The organism is Streptomyces sp. L500 (assembly GCF_054551825.1).
The window spans coordinates 264,067-280,614 of the sequence record NZ_JBTOLC010000002.1 but is presented as its reverse complement, the minus strand read 5'-3'; the positions used below and the strand labels follow the sequence as shown (position 1 = coordinate 280,614).

Genomic DNA, 16,548 nt, shown 5'->3' with positions numbered 1-16,548 from the left:
AACGGACACCTCTTATGTGCCGCATCTACGGCTACTTCAACGCGATCGCGTCCCCCCACGAACTGAGAACGGTCGCCGCGCTCCAGCGGCACGGAGGCCCGGACAGCAGCGGCTCGGCCCGGGACGCCGGCTGGGGCATCGGCAACAACCGGCTGGCCATCGTCGACCTCGACGGCGGCGTCCAGCCCTACGGACGGCCCGGCCGCTACCAGGTCGTCTTCAACGGCGAGATCTACAACCACAACGAGCTGCGCGCCCGGCTGGAGGCGATGGGCCACACCTTCGCCGACCGCTGCGACGGCAGCATCATCCCGGCCCTGTACCGCGAGTACGGCCTGGACTTCACCGACCACCTCGACGGCATGTACGCCCTCGCCCTGGTCGACGAGCGCGGCGAGCGCCCCAAGCTGATCCTGGCCACCGACCACATCGGCATGAAGCCGCTGTACTACCGCTGGGACGCGGCCGAGCGCTCGATCCACTTCTCCTCCGAACTCCCCGCGCTGCTGGGCTTCTCCGGCGTCCCCGCCGGCCTGCGCTCCGAGGGCCTGGACGCCTACCTGGCGACCAAGACGCCCTTCGGCGAGGAGACGATGTTCGCCGGGATCCACGTGCTGCCGCCGTCCACCACGATGGTGATCGAGGCCGGCGAGACCCCCCGCGTCATCCACCGCCCGCAGCGCCCCGACGCCACCCGGCAGACCGACGAGTCGGCCGCCGGCGAGCTGATCCAGGGCCGGCTGCGCACCGAGGTCGGCAGCCTCCTCAACGCGGACGTGCCCGTCGCCGTGATCACCTCCGGCGGCCTGGACTCCAGCCTGGTCACGGCGCTCGCCGCCGAGCACGGCCCGGTGGACTCCTTCAACATCGCCTACAAGGGCGACTGGCCGTTCGACGAGCGGCACTTCGCCCGCCAGGCGGCCGAGCGGGCCAACGCCACCTACCACCAGGTGGAGATCGACCCGGCGAGCTTCCCCTCGCTGCTGGAGGACGTCGTCTGGCACCTGGGTCAGCCCAACGCCGACCCCATCACGCTGAGCACCTTCTCCCTCTTCCGCGCCGTGCGCGACGCCGGCTTCAAGGTGGCGCTCACCGGTGACGCGGCCGACGAGATCTTCGGCGGCTACTCCCGGATGCGCGCGGCCGCCCAGGCCGCGGCGACGGGCGCCGAGTGGTACCAGGAGTACGTCGACGAGCTCGGCGTCCTGCCCGCCCACCGCCGCTCCTCGCTCTACACCGACGAGTACCGCTCGCTGATCGCGGGCACCGACGCCATCCCGGCCGACGCGCTCACCCGGCTCCGCTCGGGCGAGGGCACGGTGCTCGAGCGCATCACCGAGTTCGAGCTCGGCCACCGGCTGCCCGCCTACCACCTGCGCCGCGTCGACCACCTGAGCATGGCCAGCTCCGTCGAGGCCCGGCTGCCGTTCTGCCAGCGCAGCGTCATCGCACCGGGCCGGGCCCTGCCGGACGCGCTGCGCATCCGCGACGGCAAGGTCAAGCGGTCCCTGTACGCGGCGGCCGCCGGTCTCGTCCCCGACGACGTCCTCAACCGCCCCAAGCAGCCCTTCACCCTCCCCATCACGGCGATGCTGGCGCCCGGTTCGGCGCTGTGGGAGTACGCGCGGGACATGCTCAGCCCGGGCCGGCTCAAGGACGCGGGCCAGCTGGACGTCCAGGCCGTCGAGCGGCTGTTCGCCGTCCAGGCGGAGCGGCCGGACGACACCACGTCGCTGACCCTGTGGGCGCTGCTGGTGCACGAGGTGTGGCGCGAGCTGTTCCGCCGCGCGGCCCTGGGGCCGGTGGCGGCGGCCGGGCGCACGGCGGTCCCCGCATGATCGGCCATCTCGCCTACGCCTCGGGCAGCCCCTGCCCGACGGTCGTCCTCGACGCGGGCCTGCTGGGCCCGGACGAGGAGGCCATGCGGCGGGACCTCACCGCGGTCCGGCGCTATCTGACGGAGGCGGGCGGCTCCCACGTCCTGAAGATCGCGCTCGTCCGGCCCTCCGAGCACCCGATGTTCGACCTGGACTACCGCTTCGTGCAGGCGCTGCCCGGCGGCCCGGACCGCTTCGACTTCCGCGGCTCCTGCGGGCATTCGATCCTCTCGGCGGTCGTGGCGGCCGCCCGTTCGGGGATGCTGCCGAAGCTGACGCCGGGCGGCCGGGTCCGGGTGAACGTCCTCAACAACGGGGACAGCGTGGTGTGCGAGGTGGACGCCGTCGACCGGGACGAGGTCCGCTTCACCGTCTACTTCGTCCAGCCGGGCGGCGTCGCCGTCTCGCGGCTGCTGCTCACCGGCGAGGCCCGCACCGAGCTCGCGGTGGACGACGGGAACGTCACGGTGTCCCTGGTGTCCTCCGGCAACGCCTACGCGTTCGTGGACGCACGGCAGTTGGGGATCGCCGACCACACCGCGCTGTTCTCCGCCGGGAGCGAGCTGTTCGACCGGATGGCGCGGATCCGCGCGGCGGCCGCCGCCCATCTGGGCTGGTCCCCCGAGGGCGCGTTCCCCAAGATCGCGGCGATCGTGCCGATGGAGCCGGGCCGGCTCGCGGCGCGCGCCATCTCGGTGCCGTCCTGGCATCCGACGATCGCCCTGACCGGGGCGGTCTGCCTCGGCGCCGCCACCCGGGTGCCCGGCACGATCCCCTGGGCCATGGCCCGGGAGCAGGGCCGCGCCGACGGACTGATCGACATCACCACACCCGGCGGTGACACGGCCGTCACCGCCACCACGCTCGAGACCGCCGGGGAGCCGGCGCTCACCTGGGTGGGCGTGGGACGCAAACGGGTCGTCTTCCAAGGCTCGTTCGTGCTGGAACCTCTCGCCCATCTGCAATTCGAGGAGATTGCCCAATGCCTGGCACTGTCAGCGACGTCCGCATGACGGACATCCGCATGAGGACGGAGATCACCCCCGCCCTGCGGGCGCGGCTTCGCGAGTCCGCGGAGCAGACCGCGCTGAGCGGGGCCCCCGACCACGAGGTGCTCGCCGAGCTGCGGGCCTCGGGCCTGCTGGCCACGGCGGTCCCCGCCGAGTACGGCGGCGCGGGCGCCGACGCCCGGGAGATCAACCGGGTCGTCGAGGAGATCGCGACCGTCAACCCCTCGGTGTCCATCATCGCCTTCCAGCACTTCGCGGTGAGTGCCCGGATCGCCGAGTGGGGCACCGAGGAGCAGAAGCGGGAGCTGCTGCCGCGGCTCGCCGACGGCACGTACCTGGCCGCCTCCGCGTGGAGCGAGACGGGCGCGGGCGCCGCGAAGCAGAAGCTCGCGAGCACCGGCACCCGCCGCCCGGACGGCACGTGGGTGCTGAACGGCGCGAAGTCCTTCACCACCGGCGCCTCGGTCGCCGACATCTACCTCGTGCTGGTGCAGACCGAGGAGCCGGAGGCGGACACCACCCGGGTGTACGGCTCGGTGGGCCAGACCTTCTTCCTCGTCATGGGCGAGAACCCGGGCCTGGTGCCGGACCTGAGCCTGGACCTGGTGGGCATGCGCGGCTCGGCGACGGGCTTCGTGTCGCTGGTGGACTGCGTGGTCGGTGCGACGGACATGCTGGGCCCCGAGGGCCGGGCGCCGGAGATCATCGCCGGGGTGCGGGAGTCCGGGGCCACCCTGGGCGCCGTGGCCGTGGGCACCGCCCGGGCCGCCCTCGACCTGGTCGTCGACCACGTCGAGCGGCGCGGCCTGCTGGAGAAGGCGACCGTGCGGCACCGGCTGGTGGGCCTGGCCACCCGGCTGGAGTCGGCGCGCGCCATCGTCGAGCGGGCCGGCGCCCGGACGTCGCAGACCCCGGGCCTGACGACGCTCCACAGCAAGCTCCACGCGTCCACCGAGGCGGAGGAGATCTGCCTGGAGGTGGCCCGGATGCTCAGCTCCGCCGGCTACGTCACCGGCTCGCGGCTGAACCGGCTGCTGGCCGACGCGCGCGCGGTGGCGCTGATGGGACCGACGAACGACCTCGCCCGAGAGCTGGTGGCTGTGTCATGGCAGAACTGAACGAAGACCGCTCCGGCGTGGAGCTGGTCGTCACCGCCCGTCGGCTGGTCACCCCCGAGGGCGTCCGCCCGGGCCGGGTGCTGATCGCGGGCGGCCGCGTCCTGGCCGTCGAGGGCGTGGACGACACGGACACCGTGCCGGCGTCCGTGCCCCGGATGGACGCCGGGGACCACTACGTCCTGCCCGGCCTCATCGACTCCCACGTGCACTTCCGCACCCCCGGTCTGACGCACAAGGAGGACTGGGAGCACGGCAGCCGGGCCGCCGTCGCCGGCGGCTTCACCACCGTGATGGACATGCCCAACACGGTCCCGCCGACGCTGACGGAGGAGGCCGTCCGCGAGAAGGCCGCGATGGTCGCGGGCCACTCGCTGGTCGACCACCGCTTCCACATCGGCCTCGACCCCGAGCGCCCCGAGCTGCTGGCCACGCTGGATCCCGAGGTCGCCACGAGCGCCAAGGTGTTCATGGCCGGGCACCACACGGCCCCGACCGTGGTCCGCGACCCCGTCGCCCTGGAGAAGGCGTTCGTCGCCGCCGCCGAGGGCGGGGTGCAGCTGGTCCTCCACGCCGAGGACGACCTGCTCTTCCAGCTCCTCGACGGCTGGTGGGGCGACCCGGAGAACTACCGCGAGTACGAGGCCCGCCGGCCGCGCAGCGGTGGCATCGCCGCCGTGGCCCGCGTCATCGAGCTCGTCCGCCGCCACGGCACCAAGGCCCACATCCTCCACCTGTCCAGCGCGGAGGAGGCCGACCTGGTGAGCGCCGCCCGGGCGGCCGGGCTGCCGGTCAGCTTCGAGGTCACCGGCCACCACCTGTCGTTCACCGACGAGGACACCAAGCGGCTGGGCGCCCGTACCCGGCTGTCGCCGTCCATCCGTCAGCAGTCCGACCAGGACCGGCTGTGGGAGGCGCTGCGGTCCGGGCACTCCGCCACGATCGGCAGCGACCACGCCCCGCACACCGTCGAGGAGAAGACGCAGACGGTCCAGAAGTCGCCGCCCGGCCTGCCGGGCGTGCAGGAGCTGGCCGTCGGCGTGTGGACGGGCATGCGCCGCCGCTGGCCGGACGAGGACCCCGACGTGGCGGTCGCCCGCCTCGTGCGGCACCTCGCCGAGGGCCCGGCGGACCTGTTCCGCCTGCCGGGCAAGGGCCGGATCGTCCCGGGTGCCGACGCCGACCTGGTGTTCTTCGCGCCGGACGCCACCTGGATGCTCTCCGCCCACGACGTCCGCGCCAAGTGCGGCTGGTCCGCGTACGAGGGCTGGACGATGACCGGCCGCGTCGAGCGCACCCTGCGCTCCGGCAAGGTCGTCTGGGACGCCGCCACCGGCGAGTTCGGCGACTACGACGGCCGCTGGCTGTCCTGCGCCCCGGCGCGGGCTGAAGGGGTGTGACGAGCATGGAGCGCAAGCGCACAGTGATCGTCGCCGGCGGCGGCATCGGCGGCCTCGCCGCCGCCGCTGCCCTGGCGGGCGCCGGACTGGACGTCACGGTCGTCGAGCGCGCCGCGCACATCGGCGACGTCGGCTCCGGGCTGATGGTGTACGCCAACGGCGTCCGGGCGCTCGACGCGATCAGCCCGCGCCTGGGCGAGCGCGTCCGCGCGACCGGTCACCCGACGGTCCCCGGCGACGTCCGCCTGCTGATGGACTCCGCCGGGAACACCCTCTCCGAGGAGCCCATCGGCGACATGGGCGAGCGCCTGGGCGCCCCGCAGATCCCGATCCTGCGCACGGCCCTGCAGACGGCCCTGCTCGACGAGGCGCTCGCCGCCGGCGCGGTGGTGCGGCTCGGCACCACCGTCGAGGGCCACACCGGCCGCGCGGACGGGGTGAGCGTACGGCTGTCGGACGGCAACACCCTGGAGGCGGACCTCCTGGTGGCGGCCGACGGCATCAAGTCCGTCATCCGGCAGGCGATGCTGGGCGACGGCGCCCCGACGTACCGCGGCTACACCTCCGTCCGGGGCCGGACGACCGGATCGCCGCTCTACCCGCGGCCGTTCGTGGCCAACGGGCGGGGCATCCAGCTCTTCGTCGCCCCCGTCGGCGCCGACACGATGTACTGGGCGGCGAAGATCACCGCCGAGCCGGGGGTGTGGCCCGCGAAGGGCCGCGACGTGGCCCTGAAGGAGCTGGTGGCGGCTCTCGACAGCTGGGACGAGCCGTTCGGGCGGCTGATCCTGGACGCCGACCCGCAGGACGTCGCCGTCACCGACATCCACGACCGCGACCCGGCCCCCTACTGGGTGGACGGCCGGGTCGCCCTCCTCGGCGACGCCGCGCACCCCATGGTCCCGGCCATGGGCCAGGGCGCCAACATGGCGCTGGAGGACGCGGTCACGCTGGCCGCCGCGCTCGGCGCCCACCAGGACGTGGACACCGCCCTGCGCGTCTACCAGGAGCAGCGCCTGGAGCGGACCTCCGCCGTCGTGCTCCACTCGCGCCGCCAGGGCGCCCTCGACCAGGGCGCCAGCCGGGACGAGGAGCGCGCGCGGAACGACTTCATGCGGTCCCACGGCCGCAAGGACGAGGCCATCTTCGACGTCGTCGCCTGGCGTCCCGAGGACATCCGGCTCGAAGCCACCCAGCCCCTGCCGGCAGCCGGCTGAGGGACACAGCTCACACTTCATGGAAGGTTGCCGCAGCGTGCAGACGCCACACATCGTACTGATCAGCGGGTCGCTCCGGGCCGGGTCGACCTCCGACCGCATCGCCGACTGGTGCGCGCGGGAGTGCCGGGAGCAGGGCGCCACGGCCCGGACGTTCACCGGCGGGGAGATCGACTTCCCGTTCTACCGGCCGGGGATCTCCGGGGACCACCCGGGGATCACCGAGTTCCTCGACGAGCTCGGCCGGGCCGACGGCGTGATCCTGGTCTCGCCGACCTACCACGGCACGCTGTCGGGCCTGCTGAAGAACGCCCTGGACTTCGTCAACGACCTCGCCGGGCCCCGGCCGTTCCTCGACGGCCGCGCCATCGGCTGCGTCGCCGTCGGCGCCGGCACCCAGGGCGCGGTGACCACCTTGGAGACGCTGCGCACCATCGGCCACTCGCTGCGCGCCTGGCCGACCCCGCTCGGGGTGGTCCTGCCGAACGCGGGCTCGCTGAGCGCCGAGGGCACCCCGGGCGAGCCGCACCACCGGGAGAAGATGATCGAAATGATCTCCCAGGTGCTGACGGTGAGCCGGGCCCGGGCGATGGACCAGGACCGCGTCCCGGCAACGGTCTGACAGCACATCACCACCCTTTTTCACTCCACTACTTGAGATTCAGGGAGACAGAACATGTCCGCAGCGGACGCCCCCGCACAGCCCTTCTCCATCGGCCCGATCTGGCGCGACTCGAACGTCCGCTCCGGCCCGTCCCTGGAGAGCCCGGTCCAGAAGCTGCTGCTGCCGGACGACGGCGTGAGCTACGACGCGCTCGGCTGGGTGACCGGCGACGAGGTCGTCGAGGGCGAGAACCCCAAGGGCGTGATCATCAGCGACCTCTGGTTCGAGCTCGCGATGGGCGGCTGGTGCAGCGCCGTGAACTTCGACCAGGAGACCGTCGCGCGGGTCGTCGCCGGCCACTGAGGCACCGCCTGACCTCGACGAACAGCGCTTGCTGCCGCGTCACCCCCGTGCGCGGCGGCGAGCGCTGTTCGCGCACCCTTTAATTGGACTCTCATACTCGCATTAACTAGGGTGAGTGACGTGCGACTGACCAAGAGCACCGACATCGCCCTGCGCATCGCCATGCGCCTGGCCGTGACGGACGACGCGGGGGACTCCGCGGCGCCCACCACCCGCGAGGTGGCCGGGGCCGTCGGCGTGCCGTACACCCACGCCGCCAAGGTGGTCAGCCGCCTCCAGCACCTGGGCGTCGTCGAGGCCCGCCGGGGTCGCGGCGGCGGGCTCGCCCTCACCCCCGCCGGGCGCGGGTGGTCGGTCGGCCGCCTGCTGCGCGAGCTGGAGGGCACGGGCGACGTCGTCGGCTGCGAGGACGAACCGCCGTGCCCGCTGCGCGGGGCCTGCCGGCTGCGCGGAGCGCTGCGCGAGGCCCAGGAGGCGTTCTTCGCGACGCTGGACCCCCTGACCATCGAGGAGCTGACGGCCCCGCCGACGGGCCCGCTCCTCCTCTCCCTCACCACCCGCCCGGAGCAGTAAGAGCCCCGGACCCCCACCGCCCACATCCCCCCACACCCAAAAATACGAATCTCAGATACCAATTAAAGGATCGCAGGAGGAGCCCAGATGCTGTCCCCGAAGTCGACCGAGATCGTCCGTGCCACCCTGCCCGCCGTCGGCGGCGCGATCGGTGACATCACCACGCTCTTCTACGACAAGCTCTTCACCGCTCACCCGGCTCTCCTGCGCGACCTGTTCAACCGCGGCAACCAGGCCGAGGGCAGCCAGCAGCAGGCCCTCGCGGGCGCCGTCGCCGCCTTCGCCACGGCCCTGGTCGAGCACCCGGACGTCCGCCCCGACGCGATGCTCTCCCGCATCGCCCACAAGCACGCCTCCCTGGGCATCACCCCGGACCAGTACCCGATCGTCCAGCGGCACCTCTTCGCCGCCATCGCCGAGGTCCTGGGCGACGCGGTCACCGCGGAGGTCGCCGCCGCCTGGGACGAGGTCTACTGGCTGATGGCGAACGCCCTCATCGCCCTGGAGGCCCGCCTCTACGAGCAGGCCGGCACCCCGGACGCCGACGTCTTCGTCCCCTGCCACGTGGTCGCCCGCCGGGCGGAGACGCCGGAGGTCACCACCTTCCTCGTCCGCCCGTCCGACGACCGCCCGCTCCCGGCCGCGCGCCCCGGCCAGTACGTCTCCGTCCGGGTGCCCCTCCCCGACGGCGCCCGGCAGATACGCCAGTACAGCCTCTCGGGCCACCCGGACAACGCCCTCCAGTTCTCCGTCAAGCGCGTGACCGGCGACCCCGCGGGCGAGGTCTCCACGTACCTCCACGACCACGTCGCCGTGGGCGACACCCTCACCGTGAGCGTCCCCTTCGGCGACGTGACCCTGGCCGACGGCGACTCCCCCGTCCTGCTGGCCTCGGCGGGCATCGGCTGCACCCCGATGACCGGCATGCTCTCCCACCTGGCCGCGACCGGCGCCACCCGCCGCGTCCTCGCCGTCCACGCCGACCGGAGCGAGGCCACCCACGCCTTCCGCGCCGACCTCCACCAGCTCGTCGCCAAGCTCCCGGACGCCGCCGCCCACGTCTGGTACGAGCACCCGGAGGCCGCCCACCCCGCCGACCGCACGGGCCGCGCGGACCTCACCACCCTCGACATCCCCACCGGCACCATCGCCTACCTCTGCGGCCCCCTCCCCTTCCTGAAGACGGCCCGCGCCCAGCTCCTCACGACGGGCGTGGCCCCGGCCGACATCCACTACGAGGTCTTCGGCCCCGACCTGTGGCTCGGAGCGGACGCGTAGGGCGACAGCCCCTAGGGGTGCGCCCCCGTGCCCGGCATCATGGTGACCGGTTCCGCGGGGGCGACCTCGACGGCCTCCGTCTTGGGGCTGCGGCGCTGGCGCTTGGCGGCCCAGGTGGCGAGCCAGGAGAGCAGCATGCACATCCCGATATAGATCGGGCAGATGATCATCACGACGGGGATGAACGGCAGGTCGTAGTCGAGATTGCTGGCGATCAGCTTGCCGGCGTGGAGGAACTCCTCGTAGGTGATGAGGAAGCCCAGCGAGGTGTCCTTCAGGGCGACGACCAGCTGGCTGATGATCGTGGGCAGCATGGCGCGCAGCGCCTGGGGGACGAGGACGTGGGTCATCACCTGGGTCTTGTACATGCCCAGGGAGTACGCGGCCTCCCGCTGGCCGCGGTCGACGGCGTTGACGCCGGTGCGGAAGACCTCGGCGAGGACCGAGCCGTTGTAGAGGGTCAGGCCGGTGACCAGGGCGGGCAGGGGCTGGACCTTGAGGGCGACGAAGACGAAGAAGATCATCACCAGGACGGGCATCGCCCGGAAGAACTCCACAAGGAGCGTGGCGGCCCAGCGCAGCGGCCGGTGCTCGGAGAGCCGGCCGCAGGCCAGGAGGCCGCCGAGGGCGAGGGAGAGGACGGCGGCGTAGCCGAAGGCGCGCAGGGTGTTGGCGAGGCCGCGCAGCAGGAGTTCCTGGACGCCCTTGTACTCGAAGGGGGCCCACTTCGCGGCCGTGAACTGGTGGGTGTCGACGAGGAGGACGACGACCCAGGCGACGATGCCGGCGATGACGGCGGTGGCGGCCAGCCCGTAGAGCAGGTGGCGGCGGCGGGCGTGGGGGCCGGGGACGTCGTAGAGGGCGGTGGCGGCCGGCGCGTGCGCGGTCATCGGGCGACTCCCCAGCGCTTCTCCAGCACGTTGAACAGCGCGCTGATGGACAGGGTGATGATGAGGTAGCCGACGGCGATCCAGACGAACGACCAGACGATGCTGTAGCCGAGCTCGTTGAGCGTCTTGTAGGTGCCGAGGAGCTCGGTGACGCTGAACGAGCCGGCGATCGCGGAGTTCTTGGCGAGGGCGATGAGCGTGGAGCCGACCGGTGGGATGACCGAGCGGAAGGCCTGGGGCAGGACGACGGCGCCGAGGGTCTGGCCGAAGGTCATGCCGAGGCTGCGGGCCGCCTCGCCCTGACCGGTCGGCACGGTGTTGATGCCGGAGCGCAGCGCCTCGCAGATGAAGGCGGAGGTGTAGCAGCCCAGGGCGAGGACCGCGAAGAGCTGGAAGGGCAGGACGATCCCGAAGCGCGGCAGGCCCAGCAGGACGGCGAAGAAGAGCAGGGTGAGCGGGGTGTTGCGCAGCACCGTCACCCACACCGTGCCGAAGACGCGCAGCGAGCCGACCGGGGCGACGCGGAAGGAGGCCATGAGGAAGCCGAGAACGAGCGCGAGCAGCGAGGCGTAGACGGTGAGTTCGACGGTGCCGAGGAAGCCCTTGCCGTAGAGGGCGAAGTTGTCGGTGAGCACGTTCATGCGGGTTCTCGTCCTCCTCAGCCTGCCGGGTAGCGGTCGACGGCGGGCGGCCTCGGGGCGGGGTGCCCGGACAGGCCGAGGGTGGCGTCGTAGGCCTTCGTCCAGTCGCCGTTCTTCTCGTGGGCCTCGAGGGCGTCGTCGAGGGCGAGGCGCAGGGCCGTGTCGTTGCGGGGGACGCCGATGCCGTAGGGCTCCTGGGAGAAGGGCCGGCCCACGACCTTCAGCTCCTCGGGGGCCTTGGCGGCGTACCCCAGGAGGATGGTGTTGTCGGTGGTGACGGCGTCCACCTGGAGGCTGAGGAGGTTGTCCACGCAGATCGAGTACGTGTCGTAGGCGACGGCGTGGGCCTTGGGGTAGTCGCTCTCGATGCGCCGGAGCGGGGTGGAGCCGGCCGCCGAGCAGACGCGTTTGCCGGCCAGGTCCTGGGGGCCGTCGATGCCCTTCTCGTCCTTGCGGATCAGCAGGTCCTGCCCGGCGATGAAGTACGGCCCGGCGAAGCCCACCTGCTTCTTGCGCAGGGCATTGATGGTGTAGGTGCCGACGTAGTAGTCGATCTGGCCGTTCTGGAGGGCGGTCTCGCGGTTGGCGGAGGCGATGGTCCGGAAGGCGAGGGTCTTGGGGTCGAAGCCGAGGGAGGCGGACATCATCCTGGCGATCTCGATGTCGAAGCCGGAGTAGACGCCGGACGACGGGTCCTTCTGGCCCAGGTAGGGCTGGTCCTCCTTGACGCCGGCGACGAGGTGGCCGCGGCGCTCGGCGGCCCGCCAGGTGGCGGAGTCCGGCAGCCGGAACCCCTGGGCGACGTGGTAGACGGGCAGCGCCGCCGGCTTGGGCCCCTTGACGGGCGGGCTGCCCTCCTTGCCGCAGGCGGCGGCGAGGAGGGCGGTGAGGCCCGTGACGGCGAGGGCGGCGGAGGCGGTGAGGCGACGTCCCATGGTCGGCCGGCCCCCTCAGTGCTTGAGGATCTTGGACAGGAAGTCCTTGGCGCGCTCGCTCTCGGGCGCGGTGAAGAACTCCTCGGGCGTGCGGTCCTCGACGATGCGGCCGTCCGCCATGAAGACGACGCGGTTGGCGGCGTAGCGGGCGAAGCCCATCTCGTGGGTGACGACGACCATCGTCCGGCCCTCCCGGGCGAGCTGCCGCATGACCTCCAGCACCTCGTTGATCATCTCGGGGTCCAGGGCCGAGGTCGGCTCGTCGAAGAGGAGCGCCTTGGGGTCCATGGCCAGCGCGCGGGCGATGGCGACGCGCTGCTGCTGGCCGCCGGAGAGCTGGGCGGGGTACTTCTCGGCGTGGGCCAGCAGCCCGACCCGCTCCAGGAGTTCGCGCGAGCGCCGGTCGGCCTCCTCCTTGCCGCGCTTGCGCACCTTGACCTGGGCGAGGGACACATTGGCGAGGACCGTCTTGTGCGCGAAGAGGTTGAAGGACTGGAAGACCATGCCGACCTCGGCGCGGAGCCGGGCGAGGTCCCGGCCCTCCTCCGGCAGCGGCTGCCCGTCGAGGGTGATGGTGCCGGACTCCACCGGTTCGAGGCGGTTGATGGTCCGGCACAGGGTGGACTTCCCCGAGCCCGAGGGGCCGATGACCACCACCACCTCGCCGCGGCCGACGGTGAGGTTGACGTCCTTCAGCACGTGCAATTTCCCGTAGTGCTTGTTGACGTCACGCAGCTCGATCAACGGCTCGTTCAGTGGCTCGCTCAATGGCTCGACGGCCATACCAGTCCTACCCACTCGCTCTCGGCGCTCCGGCGGTCGCGCACCGGTCGCAGCACCGTAGTCCGCCGGGAATCGGCGCCCCGGCGGTGACACACGGCCGGGGCGGGGATGGCACCGGAACGGGTCGGCGCGAGCCGCCATTTGCCCCAGGTACCGCCAGGTACCCCCTAGGTACACAGACCCAGCCTGGGTACCTAGCCTGTGGGGTCCGGACGGGGGAACCGAGGGGGAAGGGAGCCCCACGTGGGCGACAGCAGGCCCGTATATCTGCGCATCGCGGACGACCTGCGGCGGCGGATCGACGAGGGTGGGCTCGCCGTGGGCGACCGCATCCCGTCCCGCTCCGAGCTCAAACGCGCGTACGAGGCCAGCGATCAGACCGTGGACCGGGCGGTACGGGTGCTGAAGGCGGCCGGCTACGCGGAGGGCCAGTTCGGGCGGGGGGTGTTCGTCACCGACCGGGCACCCCTGGGCACGCTGCTGCGCTCGACCGGGGCGGTCGACTCGCCCTTCGCGGCGCAGATCCGCTGCTACGGCGGCAGGGGCGCGCCGGGCGCGCCCGTCCCGGGCCCGGGCGACCCGGCACCTCCCAGGGACACCGCCCTGGCCCTGGACCCGGCGCCGCCCCGGGACACCACGCTGACGTGGGAGGCGACCTCCAGCGAGACGCCCGCACCGGCCCCGATCGCCGAGCGGCTGGGCATCGGCACCGGCGAACCCGTGCTGTGCACCCAGTACGAGTACCTGGCCAACCGGCACCCCGTACAGCTCGCCACCAGCTGGGAGCCGCTGACCATCACCGAGGGCACCGACGTGGCCCTCCCCGAGCGCGGCCCCTACGCCCGGCGCGGGGTGCGCGGCAGGCTCGCCGCCATCGGCGTCCGCGTCGTCAGGGCCCGTGAGCTGGTGGGCTCCCGCCCGGCCACCACGCCGGAGGCGGAGGCCCTGGGGTGCGCGGCGGGCCAGTGCGTCACCGTCGTGGAGCGCACCCACTTCGACGGCGACGACCGGGCCGTGGAGACGTCGGACATCGTGGTCCGCGCGGACCGCTGGCGACTGGAGTACACCATCGCGTTCACGAGCTGACGGCCGTTCACCGGGGCGCCTCCGGTGGGCGTCAGGTCTCTCGCTTCGGCGGGCGTCGGATCTGGCTTCGGTGGGCGCCAGGTCGGGCTTCGGCAGGCGTCAGGTCTCGGCGAGCTCCGCGTAGAGCTGCGACAGCTCCGGCGCGCCCTCGGCCGCCCACGCCTGACCGGCCTCCACCACGTCGATCTCCCGGCCGCCGGCCAGCCGCACCACCGGCTGGCCGTCCTGCCGCAGCCACCAGCCGGCGCCCCGGACCGTACGGACGACGACGGTGCCCAGGTAGAGCCCCGCGTCGTTGCCCAGCCAGGGCAGCAGTTCGGGGTCGTCGCGCCAGCGCGGCTGGAGCTGGTCCAGCGCCTCCAGGGACGACGGCGCGTCGTCGAGCGCGACACCGGCCGACTTCGCTTGGGCGCGCAGCAGTTCGCACTCGGCCAGCAGCTCGGCCAGGCCCTCCGGGTCCCTGTCCGCGACCTCGGGCGGCACCGCACCGTGCGACTGACCGTGCCGCTTGCGCCAGCCGTCCAAGAAGGGAATGTTCATACCGCGCAGGATCTCACTCGCACGGATGGCCCCACCACCGGCACGCGGTGAACGACGTGGCCGTGCGGCCTCCTTGACGTTCCCCAGCCGTCTCCTTAGCTTCATCCCGCCACACGACCCTGCCACACGATCCCGCCCCACGCGGAGCGGGTAACGCTGGGAGGCATGACGCGCATGCTCCGGACCTCGAAGCGCGGGGCGTCCACCCTGACGCCCGGCAGGACACGTCACAGACCGGTCGGACCGGTCGCCGCCGCCCGCCGGACGGTCGCGACGGGTGTCGTCGCGGCGGCCGCGGCCTGGGCCCTGGGACTGGGCGCGCTCCCCGCGACCGCGGACCCGGGCCCGGACCGCGCCGACAAGGCGGCGGACACCACCGGACCGGACGTCACCGGGCCGGGCGTCACCGGGCCGAACACCAGCCGGCCGGACGCCGCCAGGCCCGACGGCCCCGCGCTGGATCCCGCCCCGGACCCGGTACCGGACCCCCTCCTCCTCGGCGACGCCGCGCCGGACGGCGAGCCGCTCCCCCTGGAGCGGCTCTTCGACAACCGGGGCGTCAGCGACGACGCCCGCCCAGGGGCCGCGGACTTCGACGGACGCGGCGACTCCTTCTCCGCCCAGGAGCTCAGGGCCGCCGGCTGGACCCCCGGCCGGACGATCGCCGTGGACGGCGCCGCGCTGCGCTGGCCCGCGACGGCACCGGGCCGCCCCGACAACGTCCTCGCGGACGGCCAGGCCGTACGGCTGACCGGGCGCGGCGAGGCCCTGACGTTTCTCGTGGCGGGCGGCGGACCGGGCGCGCGAACGCGCGACGGCGCGGCCGGGACGGGCCTCGTCCGCTACCGCGACGGCTCCCGGAGCACGTACCGGCTGCGCGCCCCGGACTGGCGCGCCGGCCCGCTCCCCACCAAGCTCCTGGGCCTCCCCCACCGCAACACGCCCGACGGCCGGCGGGCCGGGACCGTCCGGCTGTACGCGGTGACCGTGCCCGTCGACCGCGGCCGCGAGGTCTCCTCCGTGGTCCTGCCGAGGGCCGGCCGCGAGGCGGGGCTGCACGTCTTCTCCCTCGCCCTGCGCGGTCCCTCGAACGGGTGGACCGGCACCTGGGCGGCGTCCACGTCCGGGTACACCACGGTGGGCCCGTGGACCGACCGGACGCTCCGGCTGGTCGTGCACAGCAGCGCGGGCGGGCCGCGCGCCCGGATCCGGCTGGAGAACACCTTCTCCCCCGCCCCCGTCCGGATCGGGCACGCGACGGTGGCGTTGCGGGGCAAGGGCGCGGCGACGGCCGGACGGCCGGTGCCGCTGACCTTCGGGGGCCGCTCCGGGGCGGAACTCCCGGCGGGGGCCCAGCAGTTCAGCGACCCGGTGGGCTTCCGGGTGCCGCCGGACACCGACCTCCTGGTGAGCATCCACCTGCCGGGGACCGTCCGGGCCCTGCCCGTGCACAGCTACACCAGCCAGACCTCCTACCTCAGCGCCGACGGCGCGGGCGACCGCACGGCCGAGCGGGGCGGGGAGGCGTACGGCACCGCGCTGCCCAGCTGGCCCCTGCTGACCGGGGTGGACGTGGCCGGCGGCCCCGGCTCGGTGGTCGCCCTGGGCGACTCCATCACCGACGGCGAGCGCTCCACGCCGGGGGCGAACAGGCGCTGGCCGGACCTCCTGGCCCGGCGGCTGCGCGCCCAGTGGGACGTGCCCCGCTTCGGCGTCCTCAACCACGGCATCTCCGGCAACCGCGTCGTGACCGACCGCTACCCGGGCACCGGAGCCAGCTCGGTGCTGAGCGGGGTGAGCGCGGAGCACCGGCTGGAGCGCGACGTGCTGGCGCAGACCGGCGCCCGGACCGTCGTGGTCTTCGAGGGTGTCAATGACATCCGCGCCGGGACGACGGGCGACGAGGTCATCGCCACGCTGAAGAGGATCGCGGCGACCGCCCACGAGCGGGGCATGCGCGTGGCGGTGGCCACCATCGCGCCGTGCGGCGGCTTCTTCGACTGCACGGCCGAGGCGGAGTCGTACCGCGTCGCCGTCAACCGGCACATCCGGGCGGGGCTGGGTCTCTACGACGCCGTCTTCGACTTCGACGCGGCGATCCGCGACCCGGACCGGCCCGACCGCATGCTGCCGCGCTTCGACGGCGGCGACCACCTCCACCCCAACGACGCGGGGATGCGGGCGTTCAGCGAGGCGATCGATTTGCGAAAGCTGATCTGAGCCGAGGGCCGGGGGC

16 protein-coding genes are annotated in these 16,548 nt (G+C 73.3%); 11 read left to right on the top strand and 5 right to left on the bottom strand.

The window, feature by feature from the left end; genetic code table 11:
- The first annotated feature begins 14 nt into the window (after positions 1-14).
- The 9 genes from asnB (at position 15) to ACX9I7_RS04145 (ending at position 9,437) form a co-directional block, all read left to right on the top strand.
- Positions 15-1,838: an asparagine synthase (glutamine-hydrolyzing) gene (gene asnB, locus ACX9I7_RS04185; RefSeq protein WP_459386515.1), complete on the top strand. Its 1,824-nt coding sequence runs from the start codon at positions 15-17 to the stop codon at positions 1,836-1,838.
- The gene (locus ACX9I7_RS04180; RefSeq protein ID WP_459386514.1) at positions 1,835-2,890 is read left to right on the top strand and encodes a PrpF domain-containing protein; all 1,056 of its coding nucleotides are present in this window, start codon (positions 1,835-1,837) and stop codon (positions 2,888-2,890) included. The genes asnB and ACX9I7_RS04180 overlap by 4 nt, the downstream gene beginning before the upstream one ends.
- 11 nt (positions 2,891-2,901) lie before the next feature.
- Positions 2,902-4,005 (top strand): acyl-CoA dehydrogenase family protein, encoded by a 1,104-nt coding sequence (locus ACX9I7_RS04175; protein WP_459386633.1) that lies wholly within the window; start codon positions 2,902-2,904, stop codon positions 4,003-4,005.
- Entirely contained in the window at positions 3,993-5,402 is a 1,410-nt protein-coding gene (locus ACX9I7_RS04170; protein WP_459386513.1) for a dihydroorotase, read from the top strand. Before ACX9I7_RS04175 ends, ACX9I7_RS04170 begins: the two co-directional genes overlap by 13 nt.
- A 5-nt stretch (positions 5,403-5,407) precedes the next feature.
- Positions 5,408-6,619, top strand: a complete 1,212-nt coding sequence (locus ACX9I7_RS04165) for an FAD-dependent oxidoreductase (RefSeq protein WP_459386512.1) — start codon at positions 5,408-5,410, stop codon at positions 6,617-6,619.
- A 37-nt stretch (positions 6,620-6,656) separates the two neighbouring features.
- Positions 6,657-7,241 carry an NADPH-dependent FMN reductase gene (locus ACX9I7_RS04160; RefSeq protein ID WP_387571361.1) on the top strand — a complete coding sequence of 195 codons (585 nt, stop codon included), beginning with the start codon at positions 6,657-6,659 and terminating at the stop codon, positions 7,239-7,241.
- A 54-nt stretch (positions 7,242-7,295) separates the two neighbouring features.
- The gene (locus ACX9I7_RS04155) at positions 7,296-7,586 is read left to right on the top strand and encodes an SH3 domain-containing protein (protein ID WP_358625318.1); all 291 of its coding nucleotides are present in this window, start codon (positions 7,296-7,298) and stop codon (positions 7,584-7,586) included.
- A gap of 120 nt (positions 7,587-7,706) precedes the next feature.
- Positions 7,707-8,159 carry an RrF2 family transcriptional regulator gene (locus ACX9I7_RS04150; RefSeq protein WP_387571364.1) on the top strand — a complete coding sequence of 151 codons (453 nt, stop codon included), beginning with the start codon at positions 7,707-7,709 and terminating at the stop codon, positions 8,157-8,159.
- Between the two features lie 87 nt (positions 8,160-8,246).
- Positions 8,247-9,437, top strand: a complete 1,191-nt coding sequence (locus ACX9I7_RS04145; protein WP_459386511.1) for a globin domain-containing protein — start codon at positions 8,247-8,249, stop codon at positions 9,435-9,437.
- Positions 9,438-9,448: 11 nt separating this feature from the next.
- Here ACX9I7_RS04145 and ACX9I7_RS04140 read toward each other — a convergent pair whose 3' ends face one another.
- From ACX9I7_RS04140 to ACX9I7_RS04125, 4 genes are read right to left on the bottom strand one after another with little or no spacing between them, the layout of a single operon-like run.
- Entirely contained in the window at positions 9,449-10,327 is an 879-nt protein-coding gene (locus ACX9I7_RS04140) for an amino acid ABC transporter permease (RefSeq protein ID WP_387571369.1), read from the bottom strand.
- On the bottom strand, positions 10,324-10,968 hold the full coding sequence (locus ACX9I7_RS04135) for an amino acid ABC transporter permease (protein WP_387571372.1): 645 nt from the start codon (positions 10,966-10,968) through the stop codon (positions 10,324-10,326). The genes ACX9I7_RS04140 and ACX9I7_RS04135 overlap by 4 nt, the downstream gene beginning before the upstream one ends.
- Before the next feature lie 17 nt (positions 10,969-10,985).
- Entirely contained in the window at positions 10,986-11,903 is a 918-nt protein-coding gene (locus tag ACX9I7_RS04130) for a glutamate ABC transporter substrate-binding protein (RefSeq protein ID WP_387571375.1), read from the bottom strand.
- A 15-nt stretch (positions 11,904-11,918) separates the two neighbouring features.
- On the bottom strand, positions 11,919-12,659 hold the full coding sequence (locus ACX9I7_RS04125) for an amino acid ABC transporter ATP-binding protein (RefSeq protein ID WP_459386632.1): 741 nt from the start codon (positions 12,657-12,659) through the stop codon (positions 11,919-11,921).
- A gap of 270 nt (positions 12,660-12,929) precedes the next feature.
- Here ACX9I7_RS04125 and ACX9I7_RS04120 point away from each other — a divergent pair, with 270 nt between their 5' ends.
- Positions 12,930-13,772, top strand: coding sequence for a GntR family transcriptional regulator (locus ACX9I7_RS04120; protein WP_358625332.1), 843 nt, complete (start codon positions 12,930-12,932; stop codon positions 13,770-13,772).
- Positions 13,773-13,871: 99 nt separating this feature from the next.
- On the opposite strand, the gene ACX9I7_RS04115 is transcribed toward ACX9I7_RS04120, so the two are convergent.
- Positions 13,872-14,312, bottom strand: a complete 441-nt coding sequence (locus tag ACX9I7_RS04115; protein ID WP_358625334.1) for a DUF6278 family protein — start codon at positions 14,310-14,312, stop codon at positions 13,872-13,874.
- A 165-nt stretch (positions 14,313-14,477) separates the two neighbouring features.
- Here ACX9I7_RS04115 and ACX9I7_RS04110 point away from each other — a divergent pair, with 165 nt between their 5' ends.
- Complete coding sequence (locus tag ACX9I7_RS04110; RefSeq protein WP_459386510.1) at positions 14,478-16,532, top strand: GDSL-type esterase/lipase family protein; 2,055 nt, start codon at positions 14,478-14,480, stop codon at positions 16,530-16,532.
- Positions 16,533-16,548: the final 16 nt, after the last annotated feature.